General features: G+C 72.8%; 18 protein-coding genes and 1 rRNA gene. 15 read left to right on the top strand and 4 right to left on the bottom strand.

The features are described from left to right. Nucleotides 1–212 precede the first annotated feature (212 nt). Nucleotides 213–329: ribosomal RNA gene (gene rrf, locus K8U61_RS21340) — 5S ribosomal RNA — on the top strand. A 164-nt stretch (nucleotides 330–493) separates the two neighbouring features. Continuing rightward, complete coding sequence (locus tag K8U61_RS21345) at nucleotides 494–859, top strand: single-stranded DNA-binding protein (RefSeq protein WP_224125088.1); 366 nt, start codon at nucleotides 494–496, stop codon at nucleotides 857–859. Here K8U61_RS21345 and K8U61_RS21350 read toward each other — a convergent pair. Further along, the gene (locus K8U61_RS21350) at nucleotides 834–1952 is read right to left on the bottom strand and encodes a DUF1015 family protein (protein ID WP_224125089.1); all 1119 of its coding nucleotides are present in this window, start codon (nucleotides 1950–1952) and stop codon (nucleotides 834–836) included. The two genes, K8U61_RS21345 and K8U61_RS21350, sit on opposite strands and share 26 nt — an antisense overlap. 47 nt (nucleotides 1953–1999) lie before the next feature. On the opposite strand from K8U61_RS21350, the gene K8U61_RS21355 reads away from it, so the two are divergent. The 11 genes from K8U61_RS21355 to xerD all read left to right on the top strand — a co-directional run bounded on the left by K8U61_RS21355 (nucleotide 2000) and on the right by xerD (nucleotide 13214). Continuing rightward, nucleotides 2000–2998, top strand: coding sequence for an HAD-IIA family hydrolase (locus K8U61_RS21355; protein ID WP_224125090.1), 999 nt, complete (start codon nucleotides 2000–2002; stop codon nucleotides 2996–2998). A 9-nt stretch (nucleotides 2999–3007) separates the two neighbouring features. Further along, the gene (locus tag K8U61_RS21360) at nucleotides 3008–3220 is read left to right on the top strand and encodes a hypothetical protein (protein ID WP_224125091.1); all 213 of its coding nucleotides are present in this window, start codon (nucleotides 3008–3010) and stop codon (nucleotides 3218–3220) included. Between the two features lie 16 nt (nucleotides 3221–3236). Beyond that, on the top strand, nucleotides 3237–4076 hold the full coding sequence (locus K8U61_RS21365; protein ID WP_224125092.1) for a TlyA family RNA methyltransferase: 840 nt from the start codon (nucleotides 3237–3239) through the stop codon (nucleotides 4074–4076). Continuing rightward, a complete protein-coding gene (locus K8U61_RS21370) occupies nucleotides 4073–5032 on the top strand; it encodes an NAD kinase (RefSeq protein ID WP_224125093.1) in 960 nt (319 codons plus the stop codon). Before K8U61_RS21365 ends, K8U61_RS21370 begins: the two co-directional genes overlap by 4 nt. Further along, a complete protein-coding gene (gene recN / locus K8U61_RS21375; protein WP_224125094.1) occupies nucleotides 5025–6713 on the top strand; it encodes a DNA repair protein RecN in 1689 nt (562 codons plus the stop codon). The genes K8U61_RS21370 and recN overlap by 8 nt, the downstream gene beginning before the upstream one ends. A gap of 82 nt (nucleotides 6714–6795) precedes the next feature. Beyond that, nucleotides 6796–7992, top strand: a complete 1197-nt coding sequence (steA, locus tag K8U61_RS21380) for a putative cytokinetic ring protein SteA (RefSeq protein WP_224125095.1) — start codon at nucleotides 6796–6798, stop codon at nucleotides 7990–7992. Further along, nucleotides 7989–8855: a copper transporter gene (locus tag K8U61_RS21385; RefSeq protein ID WP_224125096.1), complete on the top strand. Its 867-nt coding sequence runs from the start codon at nucleotides 7989–7991 to the stop codon at nucleotides 8853–8855. The genes steA and K8U61_RS21385 overlap by 4 nt, the downstream gene beginning before the upstream one ends. 11 nt (nucleotides 8856–8866) lie before the next feature. Then, nucleotides 8867–10567, top strand: a complete 1701-nt coding sequence (gene pyrG, locus K8U61_RS21390; RefSeq protein ID WP_224125097.1) for a CTP synthase — start codon at nucleotides 8867–8869, stop codon at nucleotides 10565–10567. A gap of 5 nt (nucleotides 10568–10572) precedes the next feature. Next, nucleotides 10573–11154, top strand: coding sequence for an NUDIX domain-containing protein (locus tag K8U61_RS21395; RefSeq protein WP_224125098.1), 582 nt, complete (start codon nucleotides 10573–10575; stop codon nucleotides 11152–11154). Nucleotides 11155–11164: 10 nt separating this feature from the next. Further along, nucleotides 11165–12289, top strand: a complete 1125-nt coding sequence (ald, locus tag K8U61_RS21400) for an alanine dehydrogenase (protein WP_224125099.1) — start codon at nucleotides 11165–11167, stop codon at nucleotides 12287–12289. Further along, nucleotides 12282–13214 (top strand): site-specific tyrosine recombinase XerD, encoded by a 933-nt coding sequence (xerD, locus tag K8U61_RS21405; protein ID WP_224125100.1) that lies wholly within the window; start codon nucleotides 12282–12284, stop codon nucleotides 13212–13214. The genes ald and xerD overlap by 8 nt, the downstream gene beginning before the upstream one ends. A 160-nt stretch (nucleotides 13215–13374) precedes the next feature. On the opposite strand, the gene K8U61_RS21410 is transcribed toward xerD, so the two are convergent. Then, on the bottom strand, nucleotides 13375–13587 hold the full coding sequence (locus K8U61_RS21410; protein ID WP_224125101.1) for a hypothetical protein: 213 nt from the start codon (nucleotides 13585–13587) through the stop codon (nucleotides 13375–13377). 72 nt (nucleotides 13588–13659) lie between these two features. Between K8U61_RS21410 and K8U61_RS21415 the strand changes: the two genes are divergently transcribed. After that, entirely contained in the window at nucleotides 13660–16185 is a 2526-nt protein-coding gene (locus K8U61_RS21415; RefSeq protein WP_224125102.1) for a DEAD/DEAH box helicase, read from the top strand. A 12-nt stretch (nucleotides 16186–16197) separates the two neighbouring features. Here K8U61_RS21415 and K8U61_RS21420 read toward each other — a convergent pair whose 3' ends face one another. Continuing rightward, nucleotides 16198–16518, bottom strand: coding sequence for a hypothetical protein (locus K8U61_RS21420; protein ID WP_224125103.1), 321 nt, complete (start codon nucleotides 16516–16518; stop codon nucleotides 16198–16200). Between the two features lie 35 nt (nucleotides 16519–16553). After that, complete coding sequence (locus tag K8U61_RS21425; protein WP_224125104.1) at nucleotides 16554–17864, bottom strand: glycosyl hydrolase; 1311 nt, start codon at nucleotides 17862–17864, stop codon at nucleotides 16554–16556. 82 nt (nucleotides 17865–17946) lie between these two features. Between K8U61_RS21425 and K8U61_RS21430 the strand changes: the two genes are divergently transcribed. Then, nucleotides 17947–18234: a GNAT family N-acetyltransferase gene (locus K8U61_RS21430; RefSeq protein WP_224125105.1), complete on the top strand. Its 288-nt coding sequence runs from the start codon at nucleotides 17947–17949 to the stop codon at nucleotides 18232–18234. The last annotated feature ends 215 nt before the right edge of the window (nucleotides 18235–18449 follow it).

The raw sequence follows: 18449 nt of genomic DNA on the forward strand, positions 1-18449 counted from the left end.
CGAGGGCTTGTCACACAAACCCTCAACCAAAACCACAAAGCCATCGACTACGCGTAAAGACGAACAACATGTTCGCGTCCACTACACAAGAACCAACACACCATCCAGCACACCATCCAGCACACAACTGGATCAACAACTGGATCAACAACAGAACAACGAAGCTTGGCCCACCACCGTGAACACCCCGGTGAGTGGACGCCACATAGAGTTACGGCGGCCATAGCGAAAGGGAAACACCCGGTCCCATCCCGAACCCGGAAGTTAAGCCTTTCAGCGCCGATGGTACTGCAACCGAGAGGCTGTGGGAGAGTAGGACGCCGCCGGACATACTTTGCAAACAGGGTCACCCCTTCGGGGGTGGCCCTGTTTCGCATTTCAGGGCCACTTTCCGTCCACAGCCGCGCTTCAGACGCGGTTGTCCACCGGTTCCGTCGACGGTTCTCACGACCGTCGGTTCGCGACGGCATCGTCGGGGTCGGAGGTGATGCCGATGTCGGCACGAGAAGCAGCACGAGCGACGGAGACGGCCCAGGAGGCCGTCAACGAGGTGCGCCTGGTCGGGCGGGTGTCCCAGGCTCCCGAGGAGCGGGTCCTGCCGTCGGGCGACGTCGTGTGGACGTTCCGGGTGGTCGTGCCGCGGCCGCCGGGGGCGGGGCGGACGACGGTGGACGCGCTCGAGTGCGCGGCCTGGACGGCGCGAGCGCGGCGGTCGGTCGCGAGCTGGCGCCCCGACGACGTGGTCGAGGTCTGCGGGGCGATCCGCCGGCGGTTCTTCCGCAGCGGTGCGGGCGCGGCGTCCCGCGTGGAGGTCGAGATGACCTCCGGGCGGGTCATCCGGCGCGCAGCGAGCGGATGAGGACGCCGACGCTCGGCTTGGGCTGGAAGGAGGTGGCCTTCTCCGGGAGCAGTCGGCCGGCCTGAGCCAGGCGGAGCACGTCGTCGAACTCCGGCGCCGGCATGAGCACCGCCGTCCCGCGGCGGCGCGCCACGCCCTGGAGGGCCTCGTCGACCGAGTGGGCGTAGCCGATGCTCGACGGCGGACGCCGGAGGGCCGGGAGCAGGTCCTGGAGGACCTCGACGGCCAGCCGGTCGTCCATGGCCGGCAGGTGGAGCGTGGCCCAGGCGTGCCCGTCGGTGGCGACCAGGGTGTCGGACCCGAGGGCGGCGACCGCCTCGGCCGGCTCGACCCGCGTGGTCCCGGCGGTCCCGGGCAGCCGCTCGAGGTCGGCCAGCGTGACGCCGCGCAGCAGGCGATGGATGGCGCCCAGGAAGAGCGGGGTGTCCCCCTGGTCGACGAGCATCGCGAGGCCGGCGTCCAGGGCGCGGTTGCCTCCGCCCTGGGCGCGCAGCCGGAGGTACGCGGCGTAGCGGTGGTGGCCGTCGGCCAGGACCGCGCGTGCCTCCTCGAGCTCGTGGGCGATCCTCGCGAGCCGCCCGGTGCCGGTGATCGCCCAGACCCGGTGGTACTGGCCGGACCGGTCCGTGAACCGGTGCTCGGGCTCGGCCGCCCGTACCTCGCGGAGGATCGTGCGGAGTCGGGCGGTACCGCGGTGCACGAGGAGGATCGGCGCCGGGTTCATCTGCATCTCCGACATCCGGTCGGCGAGGTCGGCGACCTGCTCGGGGTGGATCCCCTCGTGGGGGAGCACGGCCGCGTCGGAGAGCCCGGTCGTGGAGTGGGAGATGTCGAGGGCGCCGACGAGGCCGCGGATCGTGAGGCCGGTGGCGGTGTACTCGTGGAGGTAGAGCGCGGCGTCGGCGTCGCGCCGGACCTGCCCGCTCTCCTCCCAGCGCACGAAGCGGTCGGCGATGTCGCGGTAGGGCCGGGCGAAGGCACGGGCCGACGCGCCTCCACCCACGCGGCTGGGCGCGAGCCGCAGCGCCGGGAACGGCCGGAGCCGGAGTGGCCGGGCGACGTGAGGAGGGGTGACCACGTCCTCGGCGTCCATCGCAGCATCGTAGGGTGCGGTCAGCCGTCGGAAGCGAAGGAGACGTCGTGCTCGGTGCGTCGGACCAGCCCCTGTGCCGGGCGTACGACCTGGTGATGCTGGACCTCGACGGCGTCGTGTACGTCGACGGCGCGGCGATCCCGCGAGCCGCGGAGTCCTTGGCGGCCGCACGGTCCGAGGGCGCGCGGTTGGCGTTCATCACCAACAACGCCTCCCGGCCCGCCGCCCGAGTGGCGGAGCGGCTCCGGGAGCTGGGCGTCGAGGCGGGTCCGGAGGACGTCGTGACCTCGGCTCAGGCGGCCGCGCGGCTGCTCGTCGATCGTTACGGCGAGGGCGCGCGCGTGGTGGCGGTCGGGGCCGACGGGCTCATCGACTCGCTGCGCGCGGTCGGGCTGGAGCCCGTCGGGGTCGCCGACGAGGCCGTGGCGCTGGTCACCGGCTACGGACCCGACGTGGTGTGGTCGGACCTGATGCAGGCAGCGGTGCGCATCCACGACGGACTGCCGTGGGTCGCGAGCAACACCGACATGACGATCCCGACGGCGTTCGGCATCGCACCCGGGCACGGCGTGCAGGTCGACATGCTGCGCCGGTTCGCCGAGGTCGAGCCCGAGGTGGCCGGCAAGCCCGCCCGTCCGTTGCTCGACGAGACCGTCCGCCGGGTCGGCGGGGAGCGGCCGCTGATGGTGGGCGACCGGCTCGACACCGACATCGAGGGTGCGCGCGTGGCCGGGTGCGACTCGCTGCTGGTGCTCACCGGCGTGACCGACCTCCGGGTGCTGACCGCGGCCGAGCCGCACCTGCGGCCGACGTACGTCGCACCCGACCTGGCGGGCCTCCTCGAGCCGCAGGAGGGGCCCGTTGCCGACGGTGCCGGATGGACGCTCGGCGGCTGGACGGCGCGGGTCGTCGACGGCCGGCTGGTCGTGGACGGGCAGGGCGCGGCGGGGGACTGGTGGCGGGTGGCCGCGGTCGCGTCCTGGACCCACCTCGACGAGGCCGGTGAGGCGGTGGACCTGTCCGGGGTCGAGGCGCCGGCGGGGTAGCCTGCACCCATGAGTGAGGACCCCGACGTGGCCGTGCCCGAGGAGCCGGACCACACGCCGCCCGCCCCGGAGAAGGTGCGCACCGGCGTGGCCGACGTCGACGAGGTCATCGCCGCGGTCGAGGAGCTCGAGGAGCGCCCGATCGAGGAGCACGTCGGCGTCTTCGAGACCGCCCACCACGAGCTGCGCCGGGCGCTGGACACCCCGTCCGACCCGGCCTGACCGGGGCGGTACGTCCGTGCCTCCCCGACGCCTGCGCCTCGACGCCGAGCTGGTCCGCCGCGGCCTCGCCCGGTCGCGGGAGCACGCCAGCGAGCTGATCGCCCAGGGGCGGGTCAAGGTGACCGGGGTGGTCGCCACCAAGCCCGCCACCGGCGTCACCACCGACGTCGCGATCGTCGTCGCGGAGGACCCCGATCGCCCCGACTTCGTGTCGCGCGGCGGCCACAAGCTGGCGGGCGCGCTGGCGGCGTTCGAGCCGGGAGGCCTCACGGTCGAGGGCCGTCGCTGCCTCGACGCCGGTGCGTCGACGGGCGGCTTCACCGACGTGCTGCTGCGGCACGGGGCGCGGCAGGTGGTCGCCGTCGACGTGGGCTACGGACAGCTGGCGTGGCGGCTGCAGCAGGACGAGCGGGTCGACGTCCACGACCGCACCAACGTGCGGGACCTGACCCCCGAGCTGATCGCCGGCCCCGTGGACGTGGTCGTCGGCGACCTGTCCTTCATCTCGCTCGAGCTGGTCCTCGACGCGCTGATCGGGGTCGCGGCCCCGGACGCCGACCTGGCGCTGATGGTCAAGCCGCAGTTCGAGATCGGCAAGGAGCGGCTGGGGAAGGGCGGCGTGGTCCGCGACCCCGAGCAGCGGGCGGAGACCGTCCTCGCCATCGCCGCGGCGGCCGCCCGCCGTGGCTGGGGCGCCCGCATGGTCGCGACGAGCCCGCTACCGGGCCCGTCGGGCAACGTGGAGTTCTTCCTGTGGCTGCGCCGCGGGGCGCCGACGCTGAGCGACGCGGATATCCACCGCGCGGTCGTGGGAGCGACCACGTCGGGGGTGCCGGGTGAGAGGGTGGACCCGTGACCGACACCGGCGGCCTCCGACGCGTGCTGCTCGTCGCCCACACCGGGCGTGACGACGCGCGCGAGGTCGCGCGCGCCCTCACCAAGGCGCTGGTCGCGCACGGTCTGGTCGTCCGCGTCATCCCCGACGAGGCCGCCGACCTCGGCCTCGACACCGCAGGCGACGGCATCGAGCCGGCCCCCGACCAGGACGCCAGCGCCGGGTGCGAGCTGGTGCTGGTGATCGGGGGCGACGGCACGATCCTGCGGGCGGCCGAGCTCACGCACGACGCCGGCACCCCGCTGCTCGGCGTCAACCTGGGCCACGTCGGCTTCCTGGCCGAGGCGGAGTACGAGGACCTCGAGTCGACGATCGACGCGATCGTCGGTGGCCGCTACGCCATCGAGGACCGCTTCACCTTGGACGTCACCGTCCACCGCGACGGCGAGGTGGTCGCGCAGACCTGGGCGCTCAACGAGGCGAGCGTCGAGAAGGCCGCCCGCGAGCGCATGATCGAGGTCGTCGTCGAGGTCGACGGCCGGCCGCTCTCGCGCTGGGGCTGCGACGGCGTCGTGTGTGCGACGCCGACCGGCTCGACGGCGTACAACTTCAGCGCCGGCGGCCCGATCGTGTGGCCCGGCGTGGAGGCCCTGCTGATGGTCCCGATCAGCGCCCACGCGCTCTTCGCCCGCCCGCTGGTGGTCTCGCCGGCGTCGGTGCTCGCAGTGGAGGTGCTGGCCCGCACCGACGGCTTCGGGGTGCTGTGGGCCGACGGCCGGCGGGCCTTCGACCTGCCGCCGGGCGCTCGCATCGAGGTACGCCGGGGCGCGCGGCCGGTCCGGCTGGTCCGGCTGCACGAGGCGCCCTTCACCGACCGACTCGTCGCCAAGTTCGGGCTGCCCGTCGAGGGCTGGCGCGGGTCGACCGAGCGGCGACGCCGGCTCGGCGACGGCCGGCACGAGGAGACCGATGCTTGAGGAGATCCGGATCGCCTCCCTCGGGGTGATCGAGTCGTCCACGCTCGAGCTCGGTCCGGGTCTCACCGTCATCACCGGTGAGACCGGCGCCGGCAAGACGATGATCGTGACCGCGCTCGGCCTGCTGCTCGGCGGGCGTGCCGACGCCGGCGCCGTGCGCACCGGGGCCAGGAGCGCCCGGGTCGAGGGCGTCGTGCTGGCTGGTGCGCCCGGATTCGCCGAGGCGGTCGAGGAGGCGGGTGGCGAGGTCGAGGACGAGCGCGTCGTGCTCGCCCGCAACGTGTCGGCCGAGGGCCGGTCCCGCGCCTACGTCGGCGGCGCCTCGGTTCCGGTGTCCGCCCTGGCCGGGGTCGCCGAGCCGCTCGTGGCGGTGCACGGTCAGTCCGACCAGCACCGTCTGCTCCAGGCCCGTGCGCAGCGCGAGGCGCTCGACCGCTTCGGGGGCGAGCGCATCGCCGCGCTGCTCACGACCTACGCGGACGTCTACCACCGGCTCGACGCGGTCGAGCGGGAGCTCGACGAGGTGGTCACCACCGCTCGGGAGCGGGCCCAGGAGGCCGACCTGCTGCGCTTCGGCCTGGGCGAGGTGGAGGCGGTGTCGCCCGAGCCCGGAGAGGACGCCACGCTCGCGGCCGAGGAGTCACGGCTCGGGTTCGCCGACACGCTGCGCACCGCGGCCGAGCAGGCGCGCGAGGCGCTCTCCAGCGAGCAGGGCGACCCGGACGCGCTCGCGACCACCTCGGCCGCGCGCTCCCTCCTCGACGGCGTCCGCGAGCACGACGCCGAGGCCGGGGAGCTGGCCGACCGGCTCGCCGAGATCACCTACCTGCTCTCCGACCTCGCCGCCGACGTCGCGTCGTACGCCGCCCGGATCGACACCGACCCGGCCCGGCTCGCGGCGGTCTCCGAGCGTCGCGCGGCGCTCACCGCGCTCACCCGCAAGTACGGCGACACCATCGACGAGGTGCTCGCCTGGTCCGAGCGCTCGGCGACGCGGCTGCTGGACCTGGACGGCACCGACGAGCGCATCGAGGTGCTCCGGGCCGAGCAGGAGGTGCTGCGCGGCGAGCGCGACGCGGCCGCCGCCGCGCTCTCCGAGGCGCGCACCGAGGCTGCCGGACGGCTCGCCGAGCAGGTCACCGCCGAGCTGACCCTCCTGGCGATGCCGCACGCCCGGCTGAGCGTCGACGTACGCCCGCAGGGGCAGTTCACCGCCTCCGGAGCCGACGCCGTCGAGCTGATGCTCGCCGCCAACACGGGCTCCGAGCCGCGGCCGCTGTCGAAGGGCGCCTCGGGTGGCGAGCTGTCCCGGGTGATGCTCGCCCTCGAGGTGGCGCTCGCCGGGACCAGCCCGGTGCCGACGTTCGTCTTCGACGAGGTCGACGCGGGGGTCGGCGGCGCGGCCGCCGTCGAGGTCGGCCGCCGGCTCGCCCAGCTGGCTCGCTCGGCGCAGGTCCTCGTGGTCACGCACCTGCCGCAGGTGGCGGCCTACGCCGACCGCCACGTCGTGGTCGAGAAGTCCTCGGACGGCTCCATCACGAGCTCGGGGCTCACCGTGCTCGACGACGCCCAGCGGGAGCGCGAGCTCTCCCGGATGCTGGCCGGCCTGGCCGACTCGGACACGGCGCTGGCCCATGCGCGGGAGCTGCTCGAGGTCGCCCAGGAGGCCCGCGGGTCCTGATCCGTGACGCCGGTCACGGCGACGCGCCCGGCGTCGGGAGGTGCCGCGATCGCGGCTCCGCGTTTGTGACCATGGAACGGTCATGAGGTCACCGGTCCGGCAACGTTCCCTGTCCGTCCTGCTCCCCGGTGCCGAGGGCACCGCGCGCGTGGAGCGGCGCGTCCGCCAGCTGCTGCCGCGGCTGCGCCCGGGCGACGTCGCCGTGCTCGACCAGCTCGACCTGGACCGCGCGACCGCCCAGGCCCTGATCGCCGCGGGCGTGGTCGCCGTCGTCGACGCCTCGCCGCTGATCTCCGGGCGCTACCCGAACCTCGGACCGGCCGTGCTGGCCGCCGCGGGCATCGTCCTGGTCGACTCGGTCGGTCCCGCCGGCCTCGCCGCGATCGCCGACGGCCGACGGGTCCGCGTCCACGACGGCGTCGTGTACGACGGGGAGACCGAGCTCGCCTCGGGCAGGGCCCTGGACGACGACGCCGTCGCTGCGGAGATGGAGCTCGCGCGCGGCGGCCTGGTGACCCAGCTGCAGGCCTTCACCCACAACAGCAGCGAGTTCCTCCGGCGCGAGCAGGACCTCCTCCTGCACGGCACCGGCCTGCCGCGGCTGTCCACGCGGATCGTGGGCCGCCCGGTGGTCGTGGTCGGCGGGGGAGAGGACCTCGGCTCCGAGATCGAGGCCGTGCGCACCTTCGCTCGCGAGCAGCACCCGGTGCTGATCGCGGTCGGGGCCGGCGCGGAGGCGCTGCACGCCGCCCACCTCAAGCCGCACGTGATCGTGCTCGAGGCCGACGCCGCGGACCACGAGCTGCCGCGGGCCGCCACGCTCAAGGCGGCACGGGACGTCGTGGTCCGCATCCCACCCGGTGCCGGCCGGGCCGGGCTCGAGCGGATCGAGCGCCTCGGCGTACGTCCGCTGCGCCTGGAGACCGGCGCCGCCGCGGAGGACGCGGCCCTCGTGCTCGCCGACGCGGCCGACCCCACCGTCGTGGTCGCGGTGGGCATGCACGCCGGGCTGAGCGAGCTCCTCGACAGCCAGCGGCCCGGGCTGGCCGGTGCCTACCTGGCCCGGCTCCGCGTCGGCTCGCGGCTCGTCGACGCGGCCGCCGTGCCGCACCTCTACTCCGGCCGGGTCCGTCCGTGGCACCTGCTGCTGGTCATGCTCGCCGGCCTGGTCGCCCTGGCCGCCGCCATCGCGGTGACGCCGGTCGGGCAGGACTGGCTCGACCAGCTGCCCGGCGCCCTCTCCGACCTCCGCCACGACCTCTCGGGACTCTTCACGTGATCTCCTACCGCCACCACATCGTCTCCCTCGTCGCCGTCTTCCTGGCCCTGGCCGTCGGCGTCGTCCTGGGCGGCGGCCCGCTCAGCGACCTGGGTCGCGACGACAGCCCCGCGTCGGCGACCACCAAGCAGCACCGGGCGGCCGCCCAGGACGCGTCGTACGGCGACACGTTCGCGACGGCGACCGCCGACCGGCTCTACGCCGGGAAGCTGGCCGGGACCTCGGTCTCGATCCTCACGCTTCCCGGCGCCGACGGCGACGAGGTCAGCGCGCTGGCGTCGCAGGTCGAGGCGGCGGGCGGCCGGGTCGCGAGCACGTACGCCGCGCAGCCGGCCCTCGTGGAGGCCAGCCAGAAGTCGCTGGTCGACACGCTCGGCAGCCAGCTGATGACGCAGCTCGGGTCGGGCGCGGTGACCAAGGACGCACCGACGTACGACCGGATCGGCCAGCTCGTCGGCCTCGGCATCGCCGGTGACGAGGTGCCGATGTCCGACGCCCAGTCGGTGCGCCAGAGCCTGGACGGTGCGGAGCTGATGACCGCGCCGGACGGCGCGAGCCGCGGCTCGCTGGTGCTGGTCGTGCTCGGCGACGACGTGGACCCGGCGATCCTCTCCGGCATCCTCTCCGGCCTGGCCGACAAGGCGACCGGGGTGGTCGTGGCCGGCAACACCGCCTCCGCGACGGCGAAGGGCAGCCTCACTGCCCTCCGCGAGGAGCCGGCCGCCGAGCAGGTCGCGACCGTGGACGGCGCCGACACCGCGCTGGGCCAGGTGACCACCGTCCTCGCCCTGATCCGCTCCCAGACCGCACCCGGCGGATCCTTCGGTGCGTCGGGTTCGGACGGAGCGGTCCCTCTGAAGTAGCATTGAGGTCCGTGAACATCGCGACGCACACCAAGCACGTTTTCGTGACCGGAGGCGTCGCCTCCTCGCTCGGGAAGGGCCTGACGGCGTCCAGCCTCGGCAGTCTTCTCCGCTCCCGCGGTCTGCGGGTGACGATGCAGAAGCTCGACCCCTACCTCAACGTGGACCCGGGGACGATGAACCCCTTCCAGCACGGCGAGGTCTTCGTGACCAACGACGGGGCCGAGACCGACCTCGACATCGGCCACTACGAGCGCTTCCTCGACACCGACCTCAACCAGATCGCCAACGTCACCACGGGGCAGGTCTACTCGCACGTGATCGCCAAGGAGCGCCGCGGCGACTACCTCGGCGACACGGTCCAGGTGATCCCGCACATCACCAACGAGATCAAGGACCGGATCCTCGCGATGGACGCGATGGAGGTCGACGGCCAGCGGGTCGACGTGGTCATCACCGAGATCGGCGGCACGGTCGGCGACATCGAGTCGCTGCCCTTCCTCGAGGCCGCGCGCCAGGTGCGCCACGAGATCGGCCGCGACAACTGCTTCTTCCTGCACGTCTCGCTGGTGCCCTACATCGGCCCGTCCGGTGAGCTGAAGACCAAGCCCACCCAGCACTCCGTCGCCGCGCTCCGCCAGGTCGGCATCCAGCCCGACGCCGTCGTGTGCCGCGCCGACCGCGAGCTCCCGGCGTCGATCAAGAGGAAGATCTCGCTGATGTGCGACGTCGACCAGGACGCCGTCGTCACGGCCGCCGACGCGCCCTCGATCTACGACATCCCGAAGGTGCTGCACCGCGAGGGCCTCGACGCGTACGTCGTACGCCGCCTCGACCTGCCCTTCCGCGACGTCGACTGGACGGTGTGGGACGACCTGCTGCGCCGCGTGCACCACCCGAAGGAGGAAGTGACCGTCGCGCTGGTCGGCAAGTACATCGACCTGCCCGACGCCTACCTCTCGGTCGGGGAGGCGCTGCGGGCCGGCGGCTTCGCGCACGAGGCGAAGGTCAACATCCGCTGGATCGCCTCCGACGAGTGCCAGACCCCGGCGGGCGCAGCGAAGAACCTCCAGGACGTCGACGCGATCTGCGTGCCCGGTGGCTTCGGCATCCGTGGCCTCGAGGGCAAGCTCGGCGCGCTGACCTACGCGCGCACCCACGGCATCCCGACGCTCGGCCTGTGCCTGGGCCTGCAGTGCATGGTCATCGAGTACGCCCGCAGCGTGCTCGGCCTGGAGAAGGCCGGCTCGACCGAGTTCGACCCCGACACCCCGGAGCCGGTGATCGCGACGATGGCCGAGCAGCTGGCCTTCGTCGAGGGTGCGGGCGACCTCGGCGGCACCATGCGCCTGGGTCTCTACCCGGCCGCGCTCAAGGAGGGCTCGATCGCCCGCGAGGTCTACGGCACGGCGCTGATCGACGAGCGGCACCGTCACCGCTACGAGGTCAACAACGCCTACCGCGACCAGCTCGAGGAGGCCGGCATCGTCTTCTCCGGCACCTCGCCCGACAACAACCTGGTCGAGTTCGTCGAGCTGCCCCGCGACGTGCACCCCTACTACATCGCCACGCAGGCCCACCCCGAGCTGCGCTCGCGGCCGACCCGGCCGCACCCGCTCTTCAAGGGTCTGGTCGGTGCGGCGATCGAGCGGCAGAAGGAGCTGCGCTTCCCGATCGACGAGAGCAAGCTGCGCCGCGCCGACGAGGAGTGACCGGGATGCCGGAGCCGACCGACGTCCCGCAGGAGTGGCCGGTTGCCGACTCGTCGTACCCCTACGACGGCGGCGGCTGGGTCGTGAAGCTGCGCCGGGACGCCGTACGCCGGCCCGGGCATCCCGACGAGGAGCCCTTCGACCGCCTGGTCGTCGAGCACCCCGGCGCGGCGGTCGTGCTCGCGGTCGACGAACGGGACCGGGTGCTCTGCCTGTCGCAGTACCGCCACGCCGTCGGACAGCGGCTCGTGCAGCTGCCGGCCGGCCTGCTCGACGTCGAGGGCGAGGAGCCGGTCGAGGTGGCGCGCCGCGAGCTGGTCGAGGAGGCCGGCTACGAGGCGGCCGAGTGGACCCACCTCATCTCGGCGTACTCCTCGCCCGGGATCATCGGCGAGATCTCCCACTACTTCCTGGCCCGCGGTCTCACCGAGGTCGGGCGCGGCGACTTCGAGCCCGAGCACGAGGAGGCCGAGATGGAGATCGGCTGGGTGCCGCGCACCGAGCTCCGCGCGGCCGTCCTCGACGGGCGCGTGCACGACGCGCACCTGGCGCTCGCCCTGCTGACCGCCGAGGCCCGCGGACAGTAGGGTCGAGCGCATGAGGATCGGCGTTCCGAAGGAAGTCAAGAACCACGAGTACCGGGTGGCGATCACCCCGATCGGGGTCCACGAGCTGGTCGCCCACGGGCACTCGGTCGCGATCGAGCGCGGCGCGGGGGTCGGGTCGTCGATCCCCGACGAGGAGTACGTCGCCGCCGGTGCCACGATCGTCGGCACGGCCGAGGAGGCGTGGGGGACCGACGGCGGCATCGACCTGGTGCTCAAGGTCAAGGAGCCGGTCGCGGAGGAGTACGACCGGATGCGCGAGGGCCTGACCCTCTTCACCTACCTGCACCTGGCCGCGGACAAGCCGCTGACCGAGGAGCTGCTGAAGCGGAAGGTCACCGGCATCGCCTACGAGACCGTCCAGCTCCCGTCCGGTGGGCTGCCGCTGCTCTACCCGATGTCGGAGGTCGCGGGCTGCCTGGCGCCGCAGGTCGGCGCCTACTCGCTGCTCAAGGCCCAGGGCGGCCGCGGCGTGCTGATGGGCGGCGTCGGCGGCGTCGCCAACGCCAAGGTCGTCATCATCGGCGCCGGGGTGTCGGGCCAGAACGCCGCCAACATCGCGCTCGGCATGGGTGCCGACGTGACGTTGCTGGACACCGACCTGGACAAGCTGCGGATGTCGTTCTGGCGCTACAACAACCGCGTGCACGGGCTCGCCTCGTCCAAGCTCGCGATCGAGCAGCAGGTGATGGAGGCCGATCTCGTGATCGGCGCCGTGCTGATCCCGGGTGCGGCCGCGCCGAAGCTGGTGACCAACGACCTCGTCTCGCGGATGAAGCCCGGTTCGGTGCTGGTCGACATCGCGATCGACCAGGGCGGCTGCTTCGAGGACTCGCACGCGACCACGCACGCGGACCCGACGTACCAGGTCCACGGCTCGACGTTCTACTGCGTCGCGAACATGCCGGGCGCGGTGCCGAACACGTCGACGTACGCGCTGACCAACGCGACGCTGCCCTATGCCGTTGCGCTGGCCGACAAGGGCTGGCAGCGGGCCTGCCGGGACGACCGGTCGCTGGCCCTGGGCCTCAACACCCACGCCGGCGAGCTCACCAACGCGCCGGTCGGCGCGGCCGTCGGCATCGAGGCCGTGAGTCTCGAGGGAGCACTTGGCTGAGATCTCCCGTGCGGTCCGGACCTACCTCGACCACCTGTCGGTCGAGCGCGGGCTCGCGGCCAACACGCTGACGTCGTACCGGCGGGACCTGCGGCGGTACGCCGACTTCCTGGCCAGCACCGGGATCGAGGACCTCGACGGGGTCAGCGAGGCGACGGTGACGGCGTTCCTGGTGCGGCTGCGGGAGGGCGACGCGGAGCACCCGCCGCTGACGTCGACGTCGGCGGCACGCACGGTGGTCGCGGTGCGCGGCTTCCACAAGTTCGCCGTCGCCGACGGGCTGGCGACCCTCGACCCCGCGAGCGCCGTCAAGCCGCCGTCCCCGGCCAAGCGGCTGCCCAAGGCGCTGCCGCTGGCGGACGTCGAGGCGATCCTGGACGCCGCGGGCGCGCCGGGCACCACGCTCGCGCTGCGGGACCGCGCGCTCCTGGAGGTGCTCTACGGCACGGGGGCGCGGATCTCGGAGGCCGTCGGGCTGGACGTCGACGACCTCGATGCCGTCGACGGAACCGTGCTGCTGCGCGGCAAGGGCGGCAAGCAGCGGATCGTGCCGGTCGGCTCCTTCGCCCGCGAGGCGGTCGAGGCCTACCTGGTGCGCGGCCGGCCCGAGCTCGCGTCGGTCGCGACCGGTCCCACGACCGGGGGCGCGCTCTTCCTCAACGCGCGCGGCGGCCGGCTCTCGCGGCAGTCGGCGTGGGCGGTGCTGGTGAAGGCGGCGGAGCGCGCCGGGGTGACGAAGGACGTCTCGCCGCACACGCTGCGGCACTCCTTCGCGACCCACCTGCTCGACGGCGGCGCCGACGTACGCGTCGTGCAGGAGCTCTTGGGCCACGCCTCGGTCACCACCACGCAGGTCTACACGCTGGTCACGGTCGACAACCTGCGCGAGGTCTTCGCGACCGCGCACCCGCGGGCGCGCGACTAGTGTCCTGAGTCGGAAGTTCATGCGCACTGCGCGTGCTCAGCGTGCGTGCATCGCAAGGCGCCGGAGCGCGGCTCTACTCGTTCGTCCAGCGAGCGACGGCAACGCAGCGAGGTGCGTGCGATGTGTGCGCGAAGCGCACACGAACTTCTGATTCAGGACACTAGCGCGTGCAGTGCTTGGAGACCTCGCTCAGGCTCGGGTCGCAGTTGTCGCTGACGCCGCTGACGAAGACCTCGTAGAGGCCCCACACGATCAACCAGACGGCCACGCCGGTCACCGCGCCCAGCGCCGCGGCCCTGAACCCGCCGACGGTGGTGAGGCCGACGACGATCCCGCCGGCAACGAAGAGCACGACCACCAGCCCTGTCGTCATGGTTCGTCAGGATCCTCCTCTGTGCGGCGGCCCGTCGATACCCGACATCGGCGACCTTGACAGGATGGTGGGGTGACCGACCTCCTCGACGACATCACCGCGGCGGCTGCCGAGCGCGGGCTGTCGCTCTACGAGCACCAGGAGGAGGCGATCCTGGCGCTGCTGTCGGGGGACAACGTGGTGCTGGCGACGCCGACCGGGTCGGGGAAGTCGCTGGTCGCGGAGGCGGCGCACCGGGCCGCGCTGGCCGAGGACCGGGTGTCGTTCTACACGGCGCCGATCAAGGCGCTGGTGAGCGAGAAGTTCTTCGCGCTGGTGGAGACGTTCGGTGCGGACGACGTCGGGATGCTGACCGGCGACGCGTCGGTGAACCCGGACGCGCCGATCATCTGCTGCACCGCGGAGGTGCTGGCCAACATCGCGCTGCGCGAGGGGTCGCGGGCCGACGTCGGGCTCGTGGTGATGGACGAGTTCCACTTCTACGCCGAGCCCGACCGCGGGTGGGCGTGGCAGGTGCCGCTCCTGGAGCTGCCGCAGGCGCAGTTCCTGCTGATGTCGGCGACCTTGGGCGACATGACCGAGCTGGCCGCGGACCTGACCCGGCGCAACGGGCGAGAGACGACCGTGGTCGACGACGCCGTACGACCGGTGCCGTTGACGTTCTCGTGGTCGACGACGCCGCTCGACGACACCCTCGAGGAGCTGGTGACGACCGGGCAGGGACCGGTCTACGTCGTCCACTTCACGCAGAAGGACGCCGTCGAGCACGCGACCGCGCTGCTGAAGGCGTCGTGGGTCCCCAAGCCCGACCTCGGCGAGCGCCTGGACCAGGTGCGCTTCGGCGCGGGCTTCGGCAAGACGCTCTCCAAGCTGCTGCGCCGAGGGATCGGGGTCCACCACGCGGGGATGCTGCCGCGCTACCGGCGCCTGGTCGAGCAGCTCGCGCAGGCGGGCCTGCTGCCGGTCATCTGCGGCACGGACACCCTCGGGGTCGGGATCAACGTGCCGATCCGGACGGTGCTCTTCACCGGCCTGGCGAAGTTCGACGGCAGCCGCCAGCGGATCCTGCGGACCCGGGAGTTCCTCCAGATCGCCGGCCGGGCGGGGCGGGCGGGCTTCGACACGGCGGGGTACGTCGTCGTCCAGGCGCCCGAGCACGTCATCGAGAACGAGCGGCTCAAGGCCAAGTCGGAGGAGCGGCGGGCGGCCGGCAAGAAGAACTCCAAGGCACAGCTGAAGAAGCCGCCCGAGGGAACCGTCGTCTGGACCGAGCAGACCTACGACAAGCTCGTCGCAGGTGTGCCCGAGCCGCTGGTGTCGCGGATGAAGGTCGACAACGCCATGCTGATCAACGTCGTCAGCCGCGACGAGGACGCCTTCCCGGTGATGCGGCGGCTGCTCACCGACAACCACGAGGACCGGCGCCAGCAGCTCCGGCTGTCCCGACGGGCCCTGCGCCTGGCCCGCTCGCTGGTGCACTCCGGCGTGCTGGTCCGGCACGAGCCACCGGACGAGTTCGGCCGTCGCTACGCGCTGAGCGACGACGTACCCGACGACTTCGCGCTCAACCAGCCGCTCGCGCACTTCGCCCTGGCCGCGCTGGACGTGCTCGACCCCGAGGCCGAGGAGCACACGCTCGACATCGTCTCGGTCATCGAGTCGGTGCTGGAGGGGCCGCGGCAGGTGCTCCTGCAGCAGCAGTTCGTCGCGCGCGGCGAGGCGGTTGCGGAGATGAAGGCGGACGGGCTGGAGTACGAGGAGCGGATGGCGCTCCTCGAGGAGGTCACCTGGCCCCAGCCGCTGGCCGAGCTCCTGGGCGCGACGTACGAGATCTACCGGCAGCGACACCCCTGGCTGCCCGAGGACGCCCTGCAGCCGAAGTCGATCGTGCGCGAGATGTACGAGCAGGGGATGAGCTTCACCGACGTGGTGTCGCGCTACCAGCTCGCGCGGTCGGAGGGGCTGGTGCTGCGCTACCTCACCGACGCCTACCGGACGCTGCGGCAGACGGTGCCCGAGCAGCACCGGACGCCCGAGCTCGACGACCTGGCCGAGTGGCTGGGGGAGACGATCCGGCAGACCGACTCCTCGCTGCTCGACGAGTGGGAGGCGTTGGCCGACCCCGCGCACGTGAGCCGGGACGCTCTGCACAGCTTCGGGGGCTCGCACGAGCCACCGCCGTCCCCGCGTCCGATCTCCAAGCAGTCGCGCGCGTTCGCGGTGATGATCCGCAACGCGATGTGGCGCCGGGTGGAGCTGGTCGCGCGCGACGACCTGGACGGTCTGATGCGGCTGGAGCGGGCCGCCGCCGACCGGACCGACCCGCCGGCCGAGGTGGTGATGACGCGGTCGGCGTGGGACGAGGCGATCGAGGACTACTACGCCGAGCACGACCGGGTGCTGCTCGACGCCGACGCGCGTGGTCCGTCGCTGCTCGCGGTGACCGAGTCGGGGCGTCGCTGGGAGGTCCGGCAGACGATCCACGACCCCGAGGGCCACCACGACTGGATCGTCGAGGGCGTCGCCGACCTCGACGCCTCCGACGAGGCCGGCGAGCTCGTGCTGCTGACGACCTCGATGCAGCGGCTGGGCGGCTGAGGTCCCGACGGGTCAGGCAGGCACCGGGGGAGGAACCGACCGCGGGAGCCGGGGGAGCGGCACCAGCGTCGTCGGCCTGCCTGCGCGGGGTGACCGGGAGGTGCCGACCAGCTCGCCCAGGAGCGAGGTGCGGTCGACCGAGCCCGCGCGCCAGACCGCGACGTACGCGCGGACGGTCGCGTCCGAGGCGGCGTCGACGTCGCCGTCGTGGAGGGCGAGCGCCAGTCGCCAGGCCTCGGCGATGGTGTCGTCGTAGAACGACTCCGCGGTCGGACGCGCCGGCGGCGCGACCAGGGTCAGCGGGGTCTGGCGGCGAAGCGGCTTCAACGTCATGTCCAGGTTGTTCCCCGAGAACCTCGACAATATGTCTAGGAAAGTCGACAGAAGCCGTTGGTGCAGGTGTCGAGCCAGCTCAGGCCGCCGGAGAGCGAGGCGATCTGCTTGAGACCGGAGCCGTCGTCGACCCAGAGCATCGACCACGCGGGTCTGCGCTTCTGCGCCTTCGCCACGGTCGAGATGACCGCGGGGGACCAGCTGCCGTCGCTGTCGGCAGCAGGGCCGACCTCGGTGAAGGCCATCCGGGGCGCCAGCTTGGCCACGGCGGCGTAGCCACTCATCGGGGGCGCGCTGCTGCCGCCGCGGTGGGCGCCGGTGGCGGGGTAGTAGCTGTCGATCCCGGCGACGTCGACCGCGCCGGGCATCAGGGTGGTCGGGTCGCTGATGCCCTTGCGGGTGTCAGCGGCGAAGCCGTAGGACCACAGCAGGTTGTGGACCCCGGACGCCCAGGCACGCTGCTGCATCGCGGCCCAGAGCTTCTTGTACGTCGCGGCCTTGGGCCTGCCCCACCAGAACCAGTCGCCGTTGGCCTCGTGGAGCGGTCGGAAGATCACCGGCACCCCGGCCGCCTGGAAGTCGGCCAGCACGGCCAGCTGCTCGTCGTACGCCGCCCAGAACGTCGCCGCCTCCGGGGTGTCCCGGAGCAGCGCTCCCAGGGAGTGCCAGCTCCGGTCGCCGTAGCTGTCCGTGGCGCCCGTGTGCGGGTTGGGTGCGTGCCAGGACGCGGTCAGCACGGCCCCGGACTGCGCCAGCGAGACGAGGGAGGCGAAGCCCTGGTCGAAGAACGGGAAGTCGTAGTGCTTTGACTTGTCCAGCTCCATCAGGTCGAAGCCGACCACCGACACCCGCCGATCGCCGAGCGCGGTGAGCGGGGAGGAGAACTGGTCGTTGGACATGTTCAGCTGCTGCCCGACGCCCATCAGTCCGGCCTTCCGCCACCGGTCCAGGCGCGCGGCCAGGCAGACGGTCGCGGGGGTCGCCTCGGGGTCGACCGGCGCGGTCCTCGGCAGGCACGTGGTGCCGTCGGAGACGGTCAGCATCGTGGTGCCGGACGTCACGGCGCCCGTCACGGCCCGCAGCGTCTGCGACCCGGCGATGCTGGTGTCGAGGGCGGCGGTCACCTGCCCGTCGGCAGCAGTGGTGGCGGTGGCGACGGTCGTCCAGGTGCCGTCGAGCAGGCGCTGGACGGTGACCGTGCGGCCAGCGGCGGCCGGCGCGGTGGTGGCCACCAGGGAGGCGGGCTCGCCGGTCATCACCAGGGGCGGCGCCAGCCGGACGGCGACGCTCGCGGCGCGGACGGCGGCGGTCTGCGGGCGCGCGAGAGCAGGGGTCGCCCCGGACACGATCAATCCCCCCGTGAGCAACCCCGCCAGCAAGACCGTCACGGCCCCCCGTGGTCGCACACCTCGAGTCTAGGGTTGCGTCATGCCTGACGTGGTCACTTCACACAATCCCGCCGAGCACCGCTACGAGGCGCACATCGACGGCGAGCTCGCCGGCTTCGCGGAGTACCAGCTCACCGACGCGATGATCGTCTTCACCCACACCGAGGTCGACGAGCGGTTCGAGGGGATGGGCGTCGGGTCGGCGATCGCCCGCTACGCCCTCGACGACGTGCGGGCCGACGGGTCCCGGAAGGTGATGCCGCTGTGCCCCTTCATCAAGGGCTGGATCGGCCGGCACCCGGACTACGTCGACCTCGTGGCGGACTGACCGTCCCTCCACAGGACTGTGCACAGGGGCCGGGTCACCTGTGCATCCAGCGTCGGCGCCGTGCACAGTCCATCAACAGATTTCCCTGTCCGCTTGGGGGTTTCCGCCCTCGGCTTGTCGCTGTCGGGGGGCGGTCCTAGAGTCGCCCGGAAGTCGGCCACAAGTCGTTGTGTCGACATGTGGGTGAGGGGAGCGTCGGATGAGCGGAGTACCGT

Origin of the sequence: Nocardioides mangrovi (assembly GCF_020073815.1) — a bacterium.
GTDB classification, from domain to species: Bacteria; Actinomycetota; Actinomycetes; order Propionibacteriales; family Nocardioidaceae; genus Nocardioides; species Nocardioides mangrovi.